Genomic DNA, 21238 nt, shown 5'->3' with positions numbered 1-21238 from the left:
AGATAGACACCATAGATTGATGAGTGTTTGCTTCATATCTTAATTAAGTAAACAGCAATTTATCTTATATTTGTTTCTAACTGCACAACTCTTAGAAGAAAGAGCGAAGGGGGTTGACTCCTGGGGGAGCAGCGAAGCTCCGAAATCCACTCGGGCAGCAGCCCGAGTTAGTTCGGCGCAAGCCCCCCGGAAAGCATACACCCGTAGCGATTTCTTCAACACAACGCTTCTTATTGTGAATTAATTACAAAAAATAAACGAATTTCGAGGTGAAACAATTTGCAATTGCAGACAATGAACAGTCCATTCGATCAGGAACAGGTAGAGCTTATCAATCGCTTATTGCCGATGCTGACCGACAATCAGAAAATTTGGCTGAACGGCTATCTGGCTGGGTCCCAGTCAGCTGCTACAGTGGCGGTACAGGAACAACCGGGATTGGAATGGTACGCCCAGCAAGGCGGCGCACCTGCCGCTACCCGTGAAATCACCATCTTGGTCGGATCCCACACAGGCAACTGTGAATCGGTCGCTAAAGAGGTTTCGAAAAAATTGCAGGACAAAGATTACCAGGTGAAGCTTACGCCAATGGATGAGTTTAAACCGAAAGACTTGAAGAAAGTCGAAGATTTGCTGATCATCACCAGTACGCATGGGGATGGCCACCCGCCCGATAATGCCCTTGCCCTCTATGATTTCCTATATAGCAAGCGGGCGCCTAAGCTCGAAGATGTCCGTTTCTCGGTGCTGGCTCTTGGCGACAGCTCTTATGAGTTTTTCTGCCAGACAGGCAAAGATTTTGATAAGCGCCTGGAGGAATTGGGTGCCAACCGGATCCACGCACGCGTGGATGCCGATCTGGACTTTGAAGAACCGGCAGAAGAATGGTTTGACGGTGTTTTCAGTGTCCTGAATAAAGACAGAGAAACAGATCGTCCGGGCGCTCCAACGGCTGCTTCGGGTACGCAGCAAACTGCACCGGCTGAACAGCCGGCTTATTCCCGCAGCAATCCGTTCAACGCGGAAGTTTTGGAGAATATCAACTTGAATGGCCGTGGTTCGAATAAGGAAACGCGCCACCTGGAACTGGATCTGGAAGGCTCGGGCCTGCAATATGAGCCGGGCGACAGTTTGGGGATCGTTCCTGAAAACGAAGATCAACTGGTTGACCAATTGATCGCTGCAGCAGGATGGAATCCGAAAGACACGGTCACCATCAATAAGCAGGGCGATACAAGCTCTCTACGCGACGCTTTGATTAATACTTTTGAAATCACGAGCCTATCGAAGCCTTTGCTTGAAAAAGCTGCAGCTTTTGCAGAAGGCAATGCTTTGGCCGATCTATTGGAGCCCGAAAACAAAGAACAGCTGCAGGCTTATATCTATGGAAGAGACCTGATCGACTTAACGGAAGATTTCGGTCCGTGGCAAACGCCTGCTGCTGAATTCATTAAAATACTGCGCAAAATACCGGTTCGCCTGTATTCGATTGCCAGTAGTTCCAAAGCAAATCCGGATGAAGTGCATCTGACTGTAGGGGCTTTGCGTTATGAAGCGAATGGGCGGAAACGGACAGGCGTCTGCTCGACACAATGCGCAGAACGCTCAGAAGCCGGCGCAAGCTTGCCTGTCTTCATCCAAAGCAATAACAATTTCCGCTTGCCTGAAAATCCGGAAACGCCGATCATCATGATCGGTGCCGGAACAGGAGTCGCCCCTTATCGTGCCTTTATGGAAGAACGCGAAGAAACGGATGCTCAGGGAGACGCATGGCTGTTCTTCGGTGAACAGCATTTCGTCACCGATTTCCTTTACCAGACCGAATGGCAAAGATGGCTGAAGGATGGCGTTCTGACAAAAATGGATGTTGCCTTTTCCCGTGATACGGCTGAAAAGATTTATGTGCAGCACCGTTTGATGGAAAAAAGCCAGGAAGTGTATCAATGGCTGGAAGCCGGCGCGAATGTCTATATCTGCGGCGATGAAAAATACATGGCCAAAGATGTCCATGCTACGCTAGCGGCCATTTTGGAGCAGGAAGGCAATATGAGCGCGGAACAAGCGGAAGAATATCTGACTTCGATGCGCAGCGACAAACGTTATTTGCGCGATGTTTATTAAGCAGAACCGCTCAACATTGAAAGGGGCTTATCATGAAAATTAAAGAGTTGACTGACATAGAAGGCACTCCAAGTGAAATGGAGGTCATTAAAGATAGAACCAATTATTTACGGGGCAATATTGAAGAAAGCTTTGCGGAGCGCCTGACGGCTTCGATTCCGGATGAAGACACCAAGCTGTTGAAATTCCACGGCAGCTATATGCAGGATGACCGGGATATCCGCAACGAACGTGCGCAGCAGAAGCTTGAACCTGCTTACCAATTCATGATCCGCGTCCGGTTGCCGGCAGGTGTGGCAACGCCGCATCAATGGCTGACGATGGACAATCTGGCCAACACGCACGGCAACGGCACGTTGAAGCTGACGACACGCCAGACGTTCCAAATGCATGGCATCCTGAAATGGAATATGAAGAGTACCATCCAGGAAATGAATCATGCTTTGATGGACACGATTGCCGCCTGCGGAGACGTTAACCGGAATGTCATGTCGACATCCAATCCATATCAGTCGGATGTCCACGGAGAAGTTTATGACATTTCCCGTGAGTTAAGTGAACACCTGTTACCAAAAACAAGAGCTTATCATGAAATTTGGCTGGACGAAGAAAAAGTTGTCGACAGCAATGAAGCAGAAGAAGTGGAACCGATGTACGGGCGCTATTATTTGCCGCGGAAATTCAAAATCGGTTTCGCGATTCCGCCTGCCAATGATGTCGATATCTATTCGCAGGATCTTGGATTTATTGCCATCTTGAAAGACGGCAAGCTGCAGGGCTTCAACGTGACAGTCGGTGGTGGCATGGGTATGACACATGGCGACACGAATACGTATCCGCAATTGGCGCGTGTCATTGGATTCTGCCCGCCGGACAAAGTCAATGAAGTCGGTGAAAAAATTCTTACGATTCAGCGTGACTACGGCAACCGGACGGACCGGAAAAATGCCCGTTTCAAATACACTGTCGACAGACTGGGCCTTGATTGGATCAGAAATGAACTGAACACGCGTCTGGGCTGGGAGATTGAACAAGAGCGACCGTTCCAATTCGACCGCAACGGCGACCGCTATGGCTGGATTGAAAGCGACGGGAAATGGCATTTGACGTTATTCATCGAGAACGGCCGTGTCAAAGATTTTGATGGCTACCCATTGATGACAGGACTTCGCGAAATTGCCCATGTCCACACGGGGGAATTCCGCCTGACTGCCAACCAGAACTTGATCATCAGCAATGTTACGGCAACAAATAAAGAGAAAATCGATGCCTTGGTTGAGAAATATGGCTTGACCGACGGCAAAGAAAATTCAGCGCTGCGCCAGAACTCGATGGCATGTGTGGCGTTGCCGACTTGTGGTTTGGCAATGGCCGAGGCGGAGCGGTACTTGCCGGTGCTGATCAGCAAAATCGAAGATACGCTGGACGAAGCTGGTCTGCGTGATGAGGAAATCATCATCCGCATGTCGGGCTGCCCGAATAGCTGTTCACGCCCTGCACTTGGGGAAATCGGTTTTATCGGCAAAGCACCTGGCAAATACAATATGTATTTGGGTGCGGGCTTTGCAGGCGACCGCCTGAACAAAATGTACCGCGAGAATATCGGAGAAGAAGAGATTTTAGCGACACTCAAGCCGATTTTCTTCCAATTCGCCAAAGAGCGCGCGGAAAACGAACATTTCGGTGATTTCGTCATCCGTGCCGGTTATGTGGCGCCGGTTACATCTGGCCTCAATTTCCATAGCTAAAATCAAATAAGATCCATTCAATAGCCCGGGGGTGATTTCCGGGCTATTGTTGTCAGGAAAATCAACGGGAGAGGAGTGTTCAATTTGAAGTACAGTTACGTTTCCCATCTTTACTGCCCAAAATGCGAGGCTACATACGATACAGAACAGCAGCATCAATTATGTACATGCGGTTCGCCGTTACTGGTGGATTACCATTGGGATGAATTGAAAGCCGCTTTGAGTCCGGAAGAGTTGTTGAAAAGGAAACCGACCTTATGGAGATATCATGAAATGCTGCCAGTGGAAGACGAAGCGAACGTCGTATCACAAGGCGAAGGCATGACGCCTTTGATCGCGATGCCGACCCTTGGCAAGGATATGGATGTAGAAAGCCTCTATATGAAAGATGAAGGGCTGATTCCAACCGGCACATTCAAAGCCAGGGGAGCGGCAGTGGGAATTTCGAAAGCTAAAGAAGTCGGCGTCAAGGAGTTCGCGATGCCGACAAACGGCAACGCGGGTGCTGCCTGGGCGCTTTACGGCGCGAAAGCCGGCATCCGATCGACCATCGTCATGCCGCAGGATGCACCGAAAATCACCCGCAACGAAGTGGCATTGTCGGGTGCTAATCTCTACCTGGTTAACGGCTTGATCAGCGATGCCGGGAAAATCGTCGGGCAGGCTGTAAAGGATTTTGGCTTTTACGATGCCTCGACTTTAAAGGAACCTTACCGGATTGAAGGCAAGAAAACGATGGGATTGGAAATCGCTGAGCAGATGGACTGGGAAATGCCGGACGTCATCCTTTATCCGACAGGCGGCGGTGTCGGCTTGATCGGCATCTATAAAGCCCTCAATGAACTTAAGAAATTAGGGGGGGTCAAAGGTGATTTGCCGCGCCTTGTAGCCGTTCAAGCAACAGGTTGTGCGCCGATTGTGAAAGCCTGGGAAGAAAAGAAGAACGAGTCCGAATTCTGGACAAATTCCAGCACGCAGGCTTTTGGAATCAACGTGCCAAAAGCGCTGGGCGATTTTCTGGTATTGGATGCCATCTATAAGACAAAAGGCTGTGCCATTGCAGTAGATGATCAAGCCATGCTTGCCGAACAGGCAAAAATTGCTCGCCTGGAAGGGTCCTTCATTTGTCCGGAAGGTGCGGCGGTTTTTGTGGCAATCCGTGAGTTGCGAAAACAGAGCTGGATCAAAGACGGCGAAACGGTTGTCGCGTTGAATACCGGAGCAGGCATCAAATACCCGGATACAGTGAACATTGATGTGCCGACTTTGGAAATAGGAGAATCGATTACAAAAGAGGCGATAGCTAAAAGCTGAGGATTAATCGGTATAGCATACAATAGAGCGAAAATCATAATTTCCAAGCCTTTCATCAGAACATTCAACTGATGAAAGGTTTTTTTTTGCAGAAGGCGATTTTCGTAGGTGGGATGCTGTTTTCTTTAACAGCTATCATATTTTCTTTTACTATTCTATGATTAGGAGAAAAGAAGGACTGTTTTAGTTTGCGGAAGGAGAATGATGATGGGCAAGGGGAAATGGACGGCTTTAATGTGGATTGCCATAGCAGAACTTTTCGCATTGAGTCTATGGTTCAGTGCGAGCGTCACAGGGGCGGAGTTGAGGGAGCTTTGGAATCTCACCGTACTGACAGAGGCGTGGTTATCGGCATCGGTTCCGGCCGGCTTTATCATCGGTACATTGATCAGTGTTTCTTTCGGGATAGCAGATCGCTTTAATGCCCGAAGAGTGTTTGCGCTTTCCGCATTAGCGGGTGCGCTGATCAATGGCCTGTTGATCGTTGCAGACAGTGCCATGATCGGAATTGCCTTGAGGATAATGACCGGAGTGACGCTTGCTGGCGTTTATCCGACAGCTGTCAAATTGCTTTCTCAATGGTTCCCCTCAAAAAGAGGACTGGCGCTTGGGATTTTGATCGCAGCACTGACTTTGGGCTCGTCCTTGCCCCATTTCATCAGTCTTCTTTTTTCTTCTGTGGACTGGAAGCTGGTCATCGTCGTCAGCTCTCTGCTGGCGCTGGCTGCAGCAGGCATTATGAACTGGGTGGTAAAAGACGCACCAACTTCATCGCAAAAGACAATTTTTTCTTTTAAACTAATAAAACAAGTGCTGCTCAATAAACCGGTCATGCTGGCGAATTACGGGTATTTCGGCCATATGTGGGAATTGTATGCGATGTGGACGTGGCTCCCTGTATTTCTTGCGGCCAGTTTCGCCAGCAGCTCTTCCCAGGTCAGCCCGGAAATTATTTCGTTAGCCTCGTTTGTGTCAATTGGAATTGCCGGAGCAGTCGGCTGTGTTTTGGGCGGGATGGCCGCAGACAGTTTAGGAAGGTCGCGTCTGACCATTCTTTCTTTACTGATCAGTGGCAGCTGCTCCATCATCATCGGCTTTACGTTCGGGCAGGCCTTCTGGTTGACCCTTCTCGTGGCAGTCATTTGGGGAATGTTCGTGATTTCCGATTCGGCTCAGTTTTCAGCAGCGGTGACGGAATTTGCGGAGACGCCTTACCTGGGGACAGCTTTGACGTTCCAGATGTGCATCGGATTTTTGATTACAATTTTTTCGATCAACTTGATTCCTGTTGTGCAAAGCTTGATCGGGTGGGAATGGGTATTTATTTTGCTGAGTATTGGTCCTGCATTAGGCATAGTCTCCATGGTGAAATTCAGCCTATATGAAACAGCGGGAAGAAGCGAAAAGTAGGTTTTTGTGGATAAAAAGTACTATCATTTTTTGATAATTATGATTATGATAGAACTAATATAATTGCTGGATGCAAAGGGGATAGCGGAATGAATTGGTTGCCGAAGAGAAAAAATAAGGTAGCAGCTTTCTGGGAATGGTTTGCAGACAATAAAGAAGCCTTCTTTGAATTGGGTGATTCTGGACGAGGGAAACTTTTCAGCCAATTGGAAAAGAAGTTGCAGAAGGTTAACCGGCATTTGGCTTTTGAACTCAGTGAGATTCTGGTGGATGGGAAGCGGGAATTCGTCATCAGTGCGGATGGCATGGTGGAGGCCTTTGACGATGTCATCGATTTAGTCGGACAGGCACCTGAGCTCGATTCTTTTGACATCATCGCCTTTCGGCAAAAACAGGACGAAGAGGTTTCCATTGAATATGGCGATATTGAACTGGCATGGGATGATATCTTCTGTACATTCGAAAAAGAAAGCAATAGCGATGAAGTTAACTTAATCCTGTACATAAAAGGCTTTACAGAAGAAAACGAAGATGAGTTCATCTCTGCCTCTTTTATTCTGCTGGATACCATCATCGGAGAATACAATGCAGGCATGCGCATCGGGGAAATCGAATTCGTCAGCTACAATGGCCAGCCTGATGTGCGCCCAGTAAAGGAATTGCAGGGTCTTTTTTGATGTGAAGGAGCTTCATGAAATTTGAAGTTGGGCTGGTATATTTAAGTTGAAAACCTGTCAGGAAGAATCCTTCCTGACAGGTTTTTTTAGATGAAAGAATACTTAGGTCAATTAAAGAATGAATACTCATCTACTGGATCCTGCGCTCCAGGCGGACGCTTTCCGCGGGCTCGCGCCGAACTAACTCGGACTAGCGCCCGAGTGGATTTCGGCACTTCGCTGTTCCCGCAGGAGTCGCCGCCTTGCGCTCCGGATCCTTAATTGAAGGGTTTACAAGGTTTGTAAAGACTACTTTTTTTAAAATCTAATTAGCGAGCTTCTCTTTTTGATTGAAGCCGCAAGCTCCATCTTTTGCTGGTAGTGAGTACAGGAAATAACGATGGTTATTCTTGCTTGTTCAGCCGTTTACGGGCGGAGGAATTGGCTGGAGTGATGTCTTTTTTGCCAAGGGCTTTCGCTAAACCGAATTCAGGCATATTGACGTAAATCGATTCTGATTGGCCAGGGGAGATGAGATAGGTTTCATGATAGATGCCGACAGCATCATTGTTTCTTGCTTTTTGGTTGAAAGTTTTCCAGGCAGACAGATGTTTTTGTCCTTTTGAATAGGCATTCAACTCTTCTTCTGACTGCCAATATTGAACCATAAAAGTGAGCGGCGGTTTGAAAAAACTTTCAGAAGACAGGCAGCCCAGTTCTTTGTGGATGGCCAGCTCTTTGATCATTGGGGGCATGGCTGCCATAACGGGAAGCCATTTATGCACAGCTCTCCATTTGTTGATTCGCATTCCGATGACAAAGACAACGATTCCCTCGTGGCTTTCAGCAGTGAATCTTCCGGGAAAAACGTTTGCGCTCACTATTTTTCCTCCTCAAGAACGTAATGTTCTTTTTGTTTCTTCGCACCAGTCAATAGCAGCTTGTGTCGTCCGCAATCCATAGTCCAAAGTGATCAGCCAAAAAGGAGCATCGGGCTGACCGGTCATCTGTGTGCTGATCATTTCTTGGATCCCGAGATAAGTGTTGTAGCGGTCAGTAAGCTTATCGCGATAAGCATCCAAATGGTCGAGTGTGTCTTGAACATCCAGATTCCGGCTGAAAAAAAGCTTCAGCAGCAATTCATTCTTTTCAGTCGGGAGCTGCTGAATAGGCTGTTGAATCCATTCTTTAAGAACGTATTCGCCTTCAGCGGTGATTGTGTATTCCTTTTTATCGGGCTTGCCATCCTGGGCCTGATCTTCGACGGACGCATAACCTTTTTCCACCAACAATTTCAACGTGGGATAAATTTGTCCATAACTGATTTTCCAAAAGTGAGTCAAGCTGGTATCAATCATTTGTTTAATCGAATAACCCGTGCGGCATTCCGTGGTCAAGAGTCCCAGTATGGCATATTGAGTATGGTTTTCTTTTGGCATCCACCCACCTCCAACTATCTTTTTGATACATATCTAATTGATATAAAAATACTCTTTTTTCGTTTGTTTGTCTATAAATTATCATCAATAAGATTTATTTGTTAAAAGAACAGGTATAGCAAGTAAAAGGGGTGGTCGTAATGAAGGGAAAAGGAACGCAGAAAATAGAAGCCGGCTTTGCGGCTCGGGACAAACTTACAGCGGAAATGACTGGATCACTTCCATTGGCCGTGCAGAATTGGCTTACAGCAATTGGGGCGGTCGGCCATGAAAAAATCGATTCCGTAAAGCTCAAACAATCGGGAATGATGAAATTGAAACCCGAACAGAAAAAATGGACCGCCTCCAAAGCGGAACAAATCAGCTTCACGGATCCACCTGCTTTTCGTTGGTCCGTGAAGATGAAAATGGGGAAAGGCCTGGTCGTGACGGGCAAAGACAGCTTTCAGGAAGGCAAGGCGGATATGCGCATCAAACTTGCCGGGATTCTGCCAATTTCCAGATCAGTCGACAACGAAAAGACGAATGAATCGGCTTTGCAGCGCTACTTGATGGAGCTGTCTTGGTATCCGTCCGCTGCGCTCAGTCCGTTCATTTCCTGGCAGGAAGTGGATGCGTATTGCGCAACGGCAACCATGAATTATGGCGGTCTGACCGGTTCCGCCACTTACTTCTTCGATGAGCATTACGAGCTGCTGAAAGTGGAGGCCTGGCGCTATAAAGAAAATGGAGAAGATGCGCGTCCGTTGCTGTGCACAGGGACCATCAACGAACACAAACAGGTGGGTGCATTGAAGGTGCCGGTGGACATGGAGATCAGCTGGGAGCTGGCAGAAGGAACGTTCACCTGGTATAAATTTCAGGCGCACGATTTCCAGTTCAATCCTTGAATCCATCAGTGAGAAATTCGAAATGAATATGAAAACATATTCTAGGTGAACGCAAAGAACGTGGAAATTTTCCTTTTTTATACAGATCCAGCCCGGAATTTTGAAGCCTTTTTTTAGGAGAAAAAGGTGCGGGAAGCTGTTTTTTTCGATTTATTTAAGGATTGTGAAAAAAATCACAGAAATTTCATTGTTTTTTGACAGATCGCCTTGACCTGCCCATCAGATACAGGTACCATATCTAGAATACTTAAAACAGAATAGTGAATTCTTATCAAGAGAAGTTGAGGGACTGGCCCGATGAAACTTCAGCAACCAGCCGAAAGGTCAGGTGCTAAATCCAGCAGGCAAGTCATTGTCTGGCAGATGAAAAGGAACGAGTTTGATATCGTAAAGCCTTCTTTTTCATGAAGGCTTTTTTTGTATATATAGGAGGTTGAAGAGGATGGGGTTATTAGACGAATTAAAGACCAGGATTTTGACGGCTGATGGAGCCATGGGAACCTTGCTGTATTCGTACGGCATCGAGTATTGCAACGAGGAATTGAATTTGCAGCGGCCGGAAGTGATCGAGAAGATTCACCAGGATTACATTAAAGCCGGAGCGGACATCATCCAGACCAACACGTACGGAGCGAACGCAGCCAAGCTTGCGCGCTACGGTCTGGAAGAACAGGTCGCGGATATCAATAGAGCGGCAATCGACATCGCCAAACGTGCGGCAGCACCCGGCGGCCAATTTGTATTCGGGACTATCGGGGGCATCCGCGGAATCCGCAAAAGCGATGCCACATTGCAGGAAATCATTGCGATGGTCGATCAACAGGCAAGCCATTTGCTTGCCGGAAATCCTGATGGCTTATTGCTGGAAACTTATTACGATTTCGAAGAACTCGCGGAAACGGTCAAGCACCTGAAAGGAATCACTGATACACCGCTGATTGCACAAGTTTCCATGCACGATCCGGGAATTCTGCAAAACGGCATGTCCTTGAATGACGCACTGCATCAATTGGAGACGCTCGGAGCCGATATTGTCGGCGTCAACTGCCGTCTTGGGCCGCACCATACCATTCAGGCTTTTGATGAAGTCACCTTGCCTGAAAAAGCGTTCCTGTCTGCTTATCCGAATGCCAGCCTGCTGGATGTGGAAGATGGACGGATCGTCTATGAATCGGAAGCGGATTATTTCGGACGCGCTGCTTTGTTATTGAGAGAAGAAGGTGTCCGATTGATCGGCGGCTGCTGCGGCACGACGCCGAAGCATATCGAAGCGGTGAAAAAGCATCTTGGTAATTTGCCGCCGATCGTCCATAAGGAAGTCACTGAAAGAAAACCGATTGTCATCCGTGAAGCGGAAGCACTGGAAGTTAAACCACTCCATGAAAAAGCCAAAACGGAACGGACCATCATCGTGGAATTGGATACACCGCGCCATTTGGATACCACCAAATTCCTGGAGGGCTCTGCCGCTTTGAACGATGCCGGAGTGGACGCCATAACGATGGCGGACAATTCACTGGCATCGCCGCGCATCAGCAATATGGCGATGGGATCGATCCTCAAGCATAAGCAGGATATTCGGGCACTTGCCCACATCACCTGCCGCGACCGCAACCTGATCGGTCTGCAATCGCATTTGATGGGGCTCGATGCGCTCGGAATCCATGATATACTCGCCGTGACGGGAGATCCGACCAAAGTCGGTGATTTTCCGGGAGCGACCAGCGTCTATGACGTGTCGAGCATGGAATTGATCCAGCTGATCAAAAAGCTCAATGAAGGCATTTCATTTTCCGGTAAGCCGTTGCGGAAAAAAGCCAACTTTTCGGTAGCGGCGGCATTCAATCCGAATGTCCGCGTACTGGACCGGGCAGTGGCAAGACTTGATAAGAAAATTGAAAGCGGTGCGGATTATTTCATTTCGCAGCCAGTCTATACAAAAGAGAAAATCGTAGAAATCCACGAAGCGACCAAACATCTGGAGACTCCGATCTTTATCGGGGTGATGCCGTTGACCAGCATCCGCAGTGCCGAATTCCTGCACAATGAAGTGCCGGGCATCAAACTATCGGATGATGCACTGGAACGCATGCGCGCCTGCGGGGAAGATAAAGACCGCGCTACTGCGGAAGGCATCCAGATTGCGAAAGAATTGATCGATACGGCGGCGGAGCTATTCCATGGCATCTACCTGATCACGCCGTTTGTCCGTTACGACATGACCGTGGAATTGATTCGTTATATCAGACAACTAGATCAACAGAAAGAGAGCGATGCCAGCCATGTCCAAACATCTTATTGAACAACAACTGGAAAAAAGAATATTGATCATCGACGGAGCTATGGGAACGATGATCCAAAACGCGGATCTTTCCGCTGAAGATTTTGGTGGCGATGAATTCGACGGCTGCAACGAATATTTGAATATTGTCCGTCCGGAAGTTATTGAAGAAATTCATACAGCTTATCTGGAAGCGGGAGCTGATATTCTTTGCACCAATACGTTCGGTGGAACGCCGATCGTGTTGGATGAGTATGGGATCGGCAACCAGGCAGCAGAAATCAACCGGCTCGGAGTGGAAATTGCCAAAAAAGCGGCTGCTGCTTTTTCAACGCCGGAATGGCCGCGTTTTGTGGCCGGTGCTATTGGGCCGACGACGAAAACATTGTCGGTGACTGGCGGTGCCACATTCGATGAAATGCTGGAAAACTTTTATGTGCAAGCCAAGGCATTGATTGAAGGCGGAGCGGACTTGATCCTTTTAGAGACGAGCCAGGACATGCTGAATGTCAAAGCAGCGACGATCGGCATCAAACAAGCCTTTGAAGAAACCGGAATCGAATTGCCGATCATGGTGTCGGGAACCATCGAACCGATGGGCACGACACTTGCGGGCCAAAGCATCGAAGCGTTTTATATCTCGATTGAACACGTTAAACCGTTATCGGTCGGCTTGAATTGTGCCACCGGACCGGAATTCATGACGGACCATATCCGTTCGCTGTCCGAGCTGTCGGACGGCTACGTCAGTTGTTACCCGAACGCGGGTCTGCCGGACGAAGACGGGCATTACCACGAAACGCCGGAATCCCTTGCGAAAAAACTGCGGGGCTTTGCCGATAAAGGCTGGTTGAATGTAGTGGGCGGCTGTTGCGGAACAACGCCTGCACATATCAAGGCAGTCCGTGAAGCCATGGAAGGCCTGGCACCAAGAAAACCGGATCCTGTCGATCATGGCCATGTCGTGTCGGGCATTGAAGCCTTGCAATACGATGAGACCATGCGTCCCCTTTTCATCGGAGAGCGGACGAACGTCATCGGTTCCCGCAAATTTAAACGGCTGATCATTGATGGCCAGTTTGAAGAGGCATCTGAAATCGCCCGTGCACAAGTGAAGAATGGTGCGCACGTCATCGATATCTGTCTGGCAAACCCGGACCGCGACGAAGTGGAAGACATGACCAACTTCATGAAAGAAGTCGTCAAAAAAGTCAAAGTGCCGCTGGTCATCGACTCCACTGATGAAGAAGTCATCGAAGTGGCGCTGAAATATTCGCAAGGGAAAGCCATCATCAACTCGATCAACCTCGAAGATGGGGAAGAGCGTTTTGATGCGGTGATGCCGCTTGTGAAAAAATACGGCGCAGCAGTTGTCGTCGGAACAATCGATGAGCCGGGCATGGCGGTTACGCGTGAGCGGAAACTGGAAATTGCCCAACGTTCGTATGATTTATTGGTCAATAAATGGGGGCTGGCACCGGAAGATATCATTTTCGATCCGCTGGTATTCCCGGTCGGTACAGGAGATCAGCAGTATATCGGATCGGCTGTGGAAACCATCGAAGGAATCCGCCTAATCAAAGAAAAAATGCCGCGCGCTTTAACCATCCTGGGTGTCAGCAACGTATCATTCGGTTTGCCGCCGGTGGGTCGTGAAGTGTTGAATGCGGTCTATCTATACCATTGCACGCAGGCAGGCTTGGATTACGCCATCGTCAACACGGAAAAACTGGAGCGCTATGCATCGATTCCAAAACAGGAGATCGATATGGCCAATGAATTGCTGTTTACGACGACAGACCAAACTTTGGCTGATTTTACGGCTTTCTACCGCGACAAGAAAAAAGAGAAGACTGAAGACGACATCCCGAAAACGGTACCTGACCGTTTGGCTTATTATATTATAGAAGGAACAAAAGAAGGCCTGATTCCGGATTTGGAAAAGGCGCTGGAAATGTATGATGAACCGCTGGATGTCATCAATGGACCCTTGATGAAAGGAATGGCCGAAGTTGGCCGGTTGTTCAACGACAACCAATTGATTGTCGCCGAAGTGCTGCAAAGTGCCGGCGTCATGAAAGCGGCGGTTTCATTCCTCGAACAATTCATGGAGAAGAAAGAAGACGACTCCGGAAAAGGGAAGATCGTACTGGCTACGGTGAAAGGCGATGTCCATGACATCGGCAAAAACCTGGTTGAGATCATCTTGAGCAATAACGGCTTTAAAGTAATCGATGTCGGCATAAAAGTGTCGCCGGCGACATTGATCGAAGTCATCCGGAAAGAAAAGCCGGATATGATTGGCTTGTCAGGCTTGCTGGTCAAGTCAGCGAAGCAGATGGTCATCACCGCGCAGGATTTCAAGGAAGCGGGCATTGATGTGCCGATTCTGGTAGGAGGCGCGGCGTTGTCACGACGCTTTACGGAAACCAAGATTTCAGCGGAATACGACGGACCGGTTATTTACGCTAAAGACGCCATGCAAGGGCTGGACCTGGCCAACCGCCTGCAAAGCGGTGCAGGCAAAGCCGAGCTCTTGCTGGAATTGGATGCCCAACAGGAAAAACGCCAGGCTTCTGAAGCGGTGCGCGCAGCCAAACCGGCTGTGGCAGTTGCCGAGAAGCCGGTCAAGACGGTTCGCGAAGATGTACCTGTCTTTGTACCAAATGACTTACGGCGCCATGTGCTGAAGGATTATTCGGTGGCGCATCTGTATCCATATGTCAATATGCGCACCTTGATCGGCCATCACCTTGGGCTGAAAGGCTATAGCGATAAAACCTTGGCGCAGGGCGATCCGCGTGCTGTGCAGCTGCATGAAATGGCCACCAACTTCCTGAGTTCCGGGTTGTTGAAGCCATCCGGCCTTTATCAGTTTTTCCCGGCTCAAAGCGACGGCGACGATGTCGTCATCTATGATCCAAAAGATGCCAAAACGGAAATCGAGCGCTTCACGTTCCCACGCCAATCGGCTCCGCCATTCTTGTGCCTGTCCGATTACCTGAAATCGGTGAACAGCGGAGAAATGGATTACGTAGCCTTTATGCAGGTGACTGCAGGATTCGGTGTCCGCGACGAAGCGACGCGTTTAAAAGAACAAGGAAAATTCCTGGAAAGCCATGCCCTCCAAGCGACAGCGTTGGAATTGGCTGAAGGCTTTGCCGAACGCATCCACCAGGAAATCCGCGACCAATGGGGCTTCCCGGACGCAACGGATTTCTCGATGCGCGATCGTTTTGCAGCGAAATACCAAGGGCAGCGCTTCTCCTTCGGCTACCCGGCTTGTCCGAACCTCGAGGATCAGGCAAAACTATTCAATCTCATCAAGCCGGAAGACATCGGCGTCCATCTGACAGAAGAATACATGATGGATCCGGAAGCATCAGTATCGGCAATGGTTTTCGCCCACCCGGATGCGCGATATTTTATTGTGGATTAATGAGGAAAAGCGGAGGCAGCCGCTAAGCCCGGACAAGCGCTGGAAGCCTTGCCGGTAATGGCGTTCTTTGCCATTGCAGGAAAGGCTGAAGCGACCCGAGGGGCTGGCTGCCGGAGTCTGGACAACAAGAAAAGCGGAAGCAGCCGCTGAGCTCCGACAGGCATAAGACGATCTGGCGAAGCGGCGTGTTTTCAGCCGCACAGCCAGAGTGGCTTATGACCCGAGGAGTTGGCCGTTGGAGCTGGACAACAAGAAAAGCGGAAGCGGCCGCTGAGCTCCGACAGGCATAAGACAGACAAGCAGAGTGGCGCTCTTTGCCACGGCGCTGGGTTGGCTTATGACCCAAAGAGCTGGGCGCTGTAGCTGGACAATAGCGAAAAGCGAAGGCAGCCGTTTAGCCCCGATAATAAGAAAACAAAAAAATAAGCAAAAGCGGGAAATCGTTGATTTCCCGCCTTTGCTTATTGTGAAGAAACTTCTCCCAAGCATTGATTTCGAGAAGCTCGCCGCTCGCTTTTGGATTCATGTTCATGTGCATGTTTTTTCATGAGAGTTTAGGCTGAACGACTGCAAATTCATTTGAACGACTGTAAATCCGTCTGAGCGACTGTAAATCCGTTTGAACGACCACAAATCTCTACGAACGACCACAAATCCATCTGAACGCCCATAAATAAAAAATCCGGGTATCTGCAGCAGAAAAAATGCATCTGCCGACCCGACAAAGAGCTCTTTTATGCAATTTTATCCAAAGCACCTCGAAAAACCGGTGCGTCACTAGCTGCTCAACAACAAAAACAGCGGGAAATCATTGATTTCCCGCTTTTGCTTTTAATCGTATGAAAAAAAGGCAGTCAGCTGACTGCCTTTTCGGCATGATAAATCAATTCACTTTATCCAGCAAAAAGCCATAACCTTCTGCTTCCATTTCCGCTTCCGTGATAAACAGCAGGGCTGCACTGTTCATGCAATAGCGCAGTCCGCCTTTATCCGCGGGACCGTCGTTGAAGACATGTCCGAGGTGGCTGTCGCCGGCACGGCTGCGGATTTCAGTCCGTTTCATGAACAGCAGTCCGTCATCGTGCTCGGTCACGACAGCTGGATCGATCGGCTTGGTGAAGCTTGGCCATCCTGTTTCGGAATCATATTTATCCGCAGAAGAGAAAAGCGGTTCTCCGGTTGTGATGTCCACGTAGATGCCCGGCTCGTAAAAGCCGTCGTATTCATTGGAGAAAGCGGGTTCGGTCGCATCTTCCTGGGTCACTTCATATTGAATGTCCGTCAACTTTGCTTTCAGTTCTTCGTCGCTCGGTTTCGGATAAAGTGCCGGGTCGATCAGTTGGGCGCCTTCCTCTATATCTTGGCCTTCCAGCGTGTCAAACTCCACATGGCAGTAGCCGTCCGGATTTTTTTCGAGGTAATCCTGGTGATATTCTTCTGCCAGGTAATAATGCTCCAGCGCTTCGACTTCAGTGACGATCGGATCGTCGTAACGCTCTTTTTCAGCGGCCACGACGTTGTCGATGACAGCCCGGTCGGCTTCATTTTCATAATAGATGCCGGTGCGGTATTGTTCGCCGCGGTCATTGCCCTGTTGGTTCAGGAGCGTCGGATCGATGATCATGAAGTAATGGCCGAGCAGCTTCTCCAGCTCTACGCGTTCCGGATCGTAGCGGACATGGACGGTTTCGGCGTGTCCGGTATTTTCACGGATGACTTCTTCGTAGGTCGGATTTTCGGTATTGCCATTGGCGTAGCCGGATGTCACATCATAGACACCGAAGACCCGGGCCATATAGGCTTCGACTCCCCAGAAACAGCCGCCCGCCAACCAGATATCCTCCAGTTGGTCGGTATCGAACTCGAGGTCGGTGTTCGGATTATCCGGGAACTTGGACGTGCTTGTATCTGCTGCTTCGCCGGTGGCGGCACTGCCTGAATTATACCCGTTGCCGGATGAACAGGCTGCAAGCACCAGCAGCAATAAAATCACAAAACTTAAAAACGAAATTCTTTTCATAGGAGAGCTCCTGCCTTTCGTCATTGAGTAGGTTCGCAATGCTGGTGGGTCTGATCTATCGGCGGCAAGGGCAGCTTAAGTTTTGCGCGAAGTTGGTGTATAGGTTTGCAGAAAAACATTCGGTGGAAGCGTTGTCTTTCCATTTATATCTACAGTTTAATCGAATGGCTGAAAAAGAGGAACTGAAGCGATTTGGAATGAAGGGCTATTTCAACTCAGTTGTCACAAAATGGATTTATGATTCGCCAAAACATATCATTGGTAAATTTGTTCTTCACCACACTGATGATGACCTTAAAGGGAGCATATCGATATATAAGATAAACTTTGCAAGGATTTTTCGTTTCTCGTGCCATCTCGCATTTCGCTGTTCAATCTGCTTCTTCTTTAGTACAATTCTAATGTAAGAATTATAGTCCTTCAGAGGCGACGCTCATCGATAATGGTTAAAAAAAAATTTCATTATTAATTAGGAGGATTTAGAAAATGGAAAACAATGTACATGACAACAATGATAAAAAGCGCCACACGGCGGCGACAGGGGATTCACAATGTCCAGTAACAGGCGGCAGCCAAACAGGTGGGCACAAGGACAGCGCGATTACGACATCGAACAAACCGGGGAAAACGCAAAATAAAGACTGGTGGCCGAATATGCTGAATGTGAATATTCTCCATCAGCACGATAAGAAATCGAATCCTCTCGGGGAAGAGTTTGATTACAAAGCAGAGTTTGAGAAGTTGGATTATGCTGCATTAAAGCAGGATCTTCACGAATTGATGACCAACAGCCAGGAATGGTGGCCGGCTGACTATGGCCATTACGGTGGATTATTCATCCGTATGTCATGGCATGCTGCAGGGACTTACCGGGCGACAGATGGCCGCGGAGGCGGATCTACTGGAAACCAGCGATTTGCGCCGCTTAACAGCTGGCCGGATAACGTCAACTTGGACAAGGCCCGCCGTTTGCTGTGGCCGATCAAGAAAAAATACGGGAACAAAATTTCCTGGGCCGATTTGCTGGTATTAACGGGCAACGTGGCACTTGAGTCGATGGGCTTCAAAACTTTTGGATTCGGCGCAGGCCGCGAAGACATTTGGGCACCGGAAGAAGATGTTTATTGGGGCAATGAAAAAGAATGGTTAGCGGATAACCGTTATTCAGGAGACCGCGAATTAGAAGAACCTCTGGCTGCAGTTGTAATGGGCTTGATTTATGTGGATCCACAAGGACCAAATGGCAAACCTGATCCTCTTGCAAGTGCTTTTGATATTCGTGAAACCTTTGGCCGTATGGGAATGAACGATGAGGAGACCGTTGCGTTGATTGCAGGCGGACATACTTTCGGTAAAGCTCACGGAGCTGGAGATGCTTCCAATGTAGGGGACGACCCGGAAGCGGCTGTAATGGAGAACCTTGGACTTGGCTGGAAGAGCTCGTACGGTTCCGGAAAAGGCCGCGATACGATTTCAAGTGGTATCGAAGGCGCTTGGACTGCCAACCCGACAAAATGGGATAATGGCTATTACGAGCAATTGTTTGGATACGAGTGGGAGTTAACGAAATCTCCTGCCGGTGCATACCAGTGGACGGCAAAAAATCTGTCGGAACACCAGATGGCACCAGATGCAGAAGATCCGTCGATCAAAGTGAAAACGATGATGACAACAGCCGACATGGCACTTCGCATGGATCCGGCATATGAAAAGATTTCCCGTCGCTATTATGAGAACATGGACGAGTTTCAAGATGCTTTTGCCCGTGCATGGTTCAAACTTCTGCACCGTGATATGGGACCAATAGAGCGCTACTGGGGACCAGAAGTTCCAGAAGAAATATTGATCTGGCAAGATCCGGTACCTGAAGCACCAGGCACATTGAAAGACAAAGAATTGGAAGAGCTAAAAGCGAAAATTTTGGAAAGCGGATTGAATCCTCAGCAGCTGGTGAAAACAGCTTGGGCATCTGCCAGCACATACCGTGATTCAGACAAGCGCGGCGGCGCAAACGGAGCACGCATCCGATTCGCTCCTCAACGTGAGTGGGAAGCAAATGAGCCGGAAGAACTGGAAAAAGTTCTTTATTTCTACGAGCACTTGAAAGCCAGCACTGACAATCAAATCAGCATCGCCGACTTGATTGTGCTGGGAGGAAATGCAGCTATTGAACAAGCGATAAAAGCAGCTGGATTTGATATTCCGGTACCATTCACTCAAGGCCGCGGAGATGCACTTGAAGCACAAACCGATGCAGAAAGCTTTAAGGTATTGGAGCCGATTTCAGACGGTTTCAGAAATTACCAGAAGAAAGAATATGCTACAAGCCCAGAAGAAATGCTGCTCGATAAAGCGAATCTGCTAGGCCTGACTGCACCAGAAATGACTGTGTTAGTCGGCGGTATGCGCGCATTCGGTGCAAATCACCAAGGGGCGACAGAGGGAATCTTCACTGACAAAGTCGGTGTACTGACAAACGATTTCTTCGTTAACTTATTGGATATGAACATCGAATGGACACCAGTGGAGTTCAATAAATACGAAGGCAAAGATCGTGTGACAGGCGAAGTTGTCCACACAGCAACACGTTTTGACTTAGTATTCGGCTCGAATGCGATTCTTCGTGCAGTTGCCGAAGTTTACGCACAAGACGACAACCAAGAAAAATTTGTTCGCGATTTCATCAAAGCATGGAACAAAGTGATGAATGCCGATCGTTTCAACGTAGAAAAATAAGTAAAGGGAATCCTGGTCAGCGCATGCCGCTGACCAGGATTTTTTGAGTAAAATGGTTATCAGGTATCACCAGCTATCATTAGTGGAATGCATTTGGGCTGGCATGCTACTATTCAAAGACCAGCAAAGGAGGCAGGCAAATGATTTCATTGAACATTCTGGATTATTCCCCGATTGATGAAGGCGAAACGGCAGCATCTGCCCTGAAGCAGACGACGGAACTTGCGCAGCTGGCAGAAGGGCTCGGCTTTAAGCGTTTTTGGGTAGCCGAGCATCATCAGGTCGAGTCGGTTGCCGGCACCACGCCTGAAATGCTGATGATGCATTTGGCCGCCTCTACCAAAACCATCCGCATCGGTTCGGGAGGTGTCATGCTGCCGCATTACAGCGCCTATAAAGTAGCGGAAAACTTCCGCATGCTCGAAGCGCTCTATCCCGGCCGCATCGATCTTGGCATCGGCCGTTCGCGCAGCTATCGGATCGTCAATGAAGCATTGAATGAAAGCAAAACGAAACGGCTTCCTTACGATCAGCAATTGACCGACCTGCAGAAATACTTCGCTGATGACACAGAAAGCGAACATCGCTTCAAGCCGCTGCTTGCCATGCCAATCATCGAGACAGCGCCGGAATTGTGGCTGCTGGGCACAGGTCCGGGCAGTGCGCGGCTCGCGGCTGAAAAAGGGATGGGGTATGCTTTTGCACATTTTGCCAAGCCATCGCAGCAAGGAGTAGAAGTGGTTGAGGCGTATCGCTCAAAATTCCAGCCGTCGGCATTCTTGAAAGATCCGAAGGTGATGATCGCCGTCTTTGCAGTCGTTGCTGAAACGGCGGAAAAAGCCGAGGAGCTGGCGACTGCGTTCGACCTGTGGCTGCTGTTTGTCGAGTCCGATTCACAGCCGCCTTACTATCCATCTATCGACACGGCGAAACGACGGGGGTTCAGCGCCAATGAACAGGAAAAAGTAGTGCGCAACCGGCAGCGCATGCTGATTGGTACCGCCGAGCAAGTGAAAGTTCAGATTGAATCTCTTGCAGAACGCTACAATACAGATGAAATCACCATCATCCCCAATATTTCCGGAGCGGATCACCGCATGAACGAGCTGCATTTATTGGCATCGGCATTTAATCTTTCTGGGAAATGAAACCATTTCCGCTGTTGCTGCGTATACAGTAAAAAA

General features: G+C 48.8%; 13 protein-coding genes and 1 riboswitch. Of the genes, 10 read left to right on the top strand and 3 right to left on the bottom strand.

The window, feature by feature from the left end; genetic code table 11:
* Window positions 1-279 precede the first annotated feature (279 nt).
* From ACRC6Q_RS13210 to ACRC6Q_RS13190, 5 genes are all read left to right on the top strand, one after another.
* Complete coding sequence (locus ACRC6Q_RS13210; protein WP_431466770.1) at window positions 280-2121, top strand: assimilatory sulfite reductase (NADPH) flavoprotein subunit; 1842 nt, start codon at window positions 280-282, stop codon at window positions 2119-2121.
* Window positions 2122-2153: 32 nt separating this feature from the next.
* Complete coding sequence (gene cysI / locus ACRC6Q_RS13205; protein WP_223634992.1) at window positions 2154-3869, top strand: assimilatory sulfite reductase (NADPH) hemoprotein subunit; 1716 nt, start codon at window positions 2154-2156, stop codon at window positions 3867-3869.
* Window positions 3870-3953: 84 nt separating this feature from the next.
* The gene (locus ACRC6Q_RS13200) at window positions 3954-5183 is read left to right on the top strand and encodes a threonine synthase (protein ID WP_431466769.1); all 1230 of its coding nucleotides are present in this window, start codon (window positions 3954-3956) and stop codon (window positions 5181-5183) included.
* 207 nt (window positions 5184-5390) lie between these two features.
* A complete protein-coding gene (locus tag ACRC6Q_RS13195; RefSeq protein ID WP_431466768.1) occupies window positions 5391-6593 on the top strand; it encodes an MFS transporter in 1203 nt (400 codons plus the stop codon).
* An 89-nt stretch (window positions 6594-6682) separates the two neighbouring features.
* Window positions 6683-7270: a hypothetical protein gene (locus tag ACRC6Q_RS13190; RefSeq protein WP_431466767.1), complete on the top strand. Its 588-nt coding sequence runs from the start codon at window positions 6683-6685 to the stop codon at window positions 7268-7270.
* Window positions 7271-7653: 383 nt separating this feature from the next.
* Here ACRC6Q_RS13190 and ACRC6Q_RS13185 read toward each other — a convergent pair whose 3' ends face one another.
* Both ACRC6Q_RS13185 and ACRC6Q_RS13180 read right to left on the bottom strand, forming a co-directional pair.
* Window positions 7654-8130 carry a DUF4188 domain-containing protein gene (locus ACRC6Q_RS13185; RefSeq protein WP_431466766.1) on the bottom strand — a complete coding sequence of 159 codons (477 nt, stop codon included), beginning with the start codon at window positions 8128-8130 and terminating at the stop codon, window positions 7654-7656.
* A 12-nt stretch (window positions 8131-8142) separates the two neighbouring features.
* Complete coding sequence (locus ACRC6Q_RS13180) at window positions 8143-8688, bottom strand: PadR family transcriptional regulator (protein ID WP_431466765.1); 546 nt, start codon at window positions 8686-8688, stop codon at window positions 8143-8145.
* Window positions 8689-8828: 140 nt separating this feature from the next.
* Between ACRC6Q_RS13180 and ACRC6Q_RS13175 the strand changes: the two genes are divergently transcribed.
* The 3 genes from ACRC6Q_RS13175 to metH all read left to right on the top strand — a co-directional run bounded on the left by ACRC6Q_RS13175 (window position 8829) and on the right by metH (window position 15298).
* A complete protein-coding gene (locus ACRC6Q_RS13175) occupies window positions 8829-9578 on the top strand; it encodes a DUF6920 family protein (RefSeq protein WP_431466764.1) in 750 nt (249 codons plus the stop codon).
* Between the two features lie 265 nt (window positions 9579-9843).
* A riboswitch (SAM riboswitch) is annotated at window positions 9844-9948 on the top strand.
* Between the two features lie 72 nt (window positions 9949-10020).
* Window positions 10021-11880 (top strand): bifunctional homocysteine S-methyltransferase/methylenetetrahydrofolate reductase, encoded by a 1860-nt coding sequence (locus ACRC6Q_RS13170; protein WP_431466763.1) that lies wholly within the window; start codon window positions 10021-10023, stop codon window positions 11878-11880.
* On the top strand, window positions 11861-15298 hold the full coding sequence (metH, locus tag ACRC6Q_RS13165) for a methionine synthase (protein WP_431466762.1): 3438 nt from the start codon (window positions 11861-11863) through the stop codon (window positions 15296-15298). Before ACRC6Q_RS13170 ends, metH begins: the two co-directional genes overlap by 20 nt.
* An 883-nt stretch (window positions 15299-16181) precedes the next feature.
* Here metH and msrB read toward each other — a convergent pair.
* Window positions 16182-17318 carry a peptide-methionine (R)-S-oxide reductase MsrB gene (gene msrB / locus ACRC6Q_RS13160; protein ID WP_431466761.1) on the bottom strand — a complete coding sequence of 379 codons (1137 nt, stop codon included), beginning with the start codon at window positions 17316-17318 and terminating at the stop codon, window positions 16182-16184.
* 486 nt (window positions 17319-17804) lie between these two features.
* On the opposite strand from msrB, the gene katG reads away from it, so the two are divergent.
* Together katG and ACRC6Q_RS13150 are read left to right on the top strand one after the other, a co-directional pair.
* Entirely contained in the window at window positions 17805-20054 is a 2250-nt protein-coding gene (gene katG / locus ACRC6Q_RS13155; protein WP_431466760.1) for a catalase/peroxidase HPI, read from the top strand.
* Window positions 20055-20194: 140 nt separating this feature from the next.
* Window positions 20195-21202, top strand: coding sequence for an LLM class flavin-dependent oxidoreductase (locus ACRC6Q_RS13150; RefSeq protein WP_431466759.1), 1008 nt, complete (start codon window positions 20195-20197; stop codon window positions 21200-21202).
* Window positions 21203-21238: the final 36 nt, after the last annotated feature.

Origin of the sequence: Planococcus sp. SE5232 (assembly GCF_050686535.1) — a bacterium.
GTDB lineage: Bacteria > Bacillota > Bacilli > Bacillales_A > Planococcaceae > Planococcus.
This window is presented reverse-complemented; position numbering and strand designations above follow the sequence as displayed.

What these genes read in the sequence shown, in the direction of transcription:
- ACRC6Q_RS13195 (WP_431466768.1), top strand. Translation starts at nt 5,391, where the DNA reads ATGGGCAAGGGGAAATGGACGGCTTTAATGTGGATTGCCATAGCAGAA.
- ACRC6Q_RS13190 (WP_431466767.1), top strand. Translation starts at nt 6,683, where the DNA reads ATGAATTGGTTGCCGAAGAGAAAAAATAAGGTAGCAGCTTTCTGGGAA.
- metH (WP_431466762.1), top strand. Translation starts at nt 11,861, where the DNA reads ATGTCCAAACATCTTATTGAACAACAACTGGAAAAAAGAATATTGATC.
- ACRC6Q_RS13180 (WP_431466765.1), bottom strand. Translation starts at nt 8,688, where the DNA reads ATGCCAAAAGAAAACCATACTCAATATGCCATACTGGGACTCTTGACC.
- msrB (WP_431466761.1), bottom strand. Translation starts at nt 17,318, where the DNA reads ATGAAAAGAATTTCGTTTTTAAGTTTTGTGATTTTATTGCTGCTGGTG.
- katG (WP_431466760.1), top strand. Translation starts at nt 17,805, where the DNA reads ATGGAAAACAATGTACATGACAACAATGATAAAAAGCGCCACACGGCG.
- cysI (WP_223634992.1), top strand. Translation starts at nt 2,154, where the DNA reads ATGAAAATTAAAGAGTTGACTGACATAGAAGGCACTCCAAGTGAAATG.
- ACRC6Q_RS13170 (WP_431466763.1), top strand. Translation starts at nt 10,021, where the DNA reads ATGGGGTTATTAGACGAATTAAAGACCAGGATTTTGACGGCTGATGGA.
- ACRC6Q_RS13175 (WP_431466764.1), top strand. Translation starts at nt 8,829, where the DNA reads ATGAAGGGAAAAGGAACGCAGAAAATAGAAGCCGGCTTTGCGGCTCGG.
- ACRC6Q_RS13150 (WP_431466759.1), top strand. Translation starts at nt 20,195, where the DNA reads ATGATTTCATTGAACATTCTGGATTATTCCCCGATTGATGAAGGCGAA.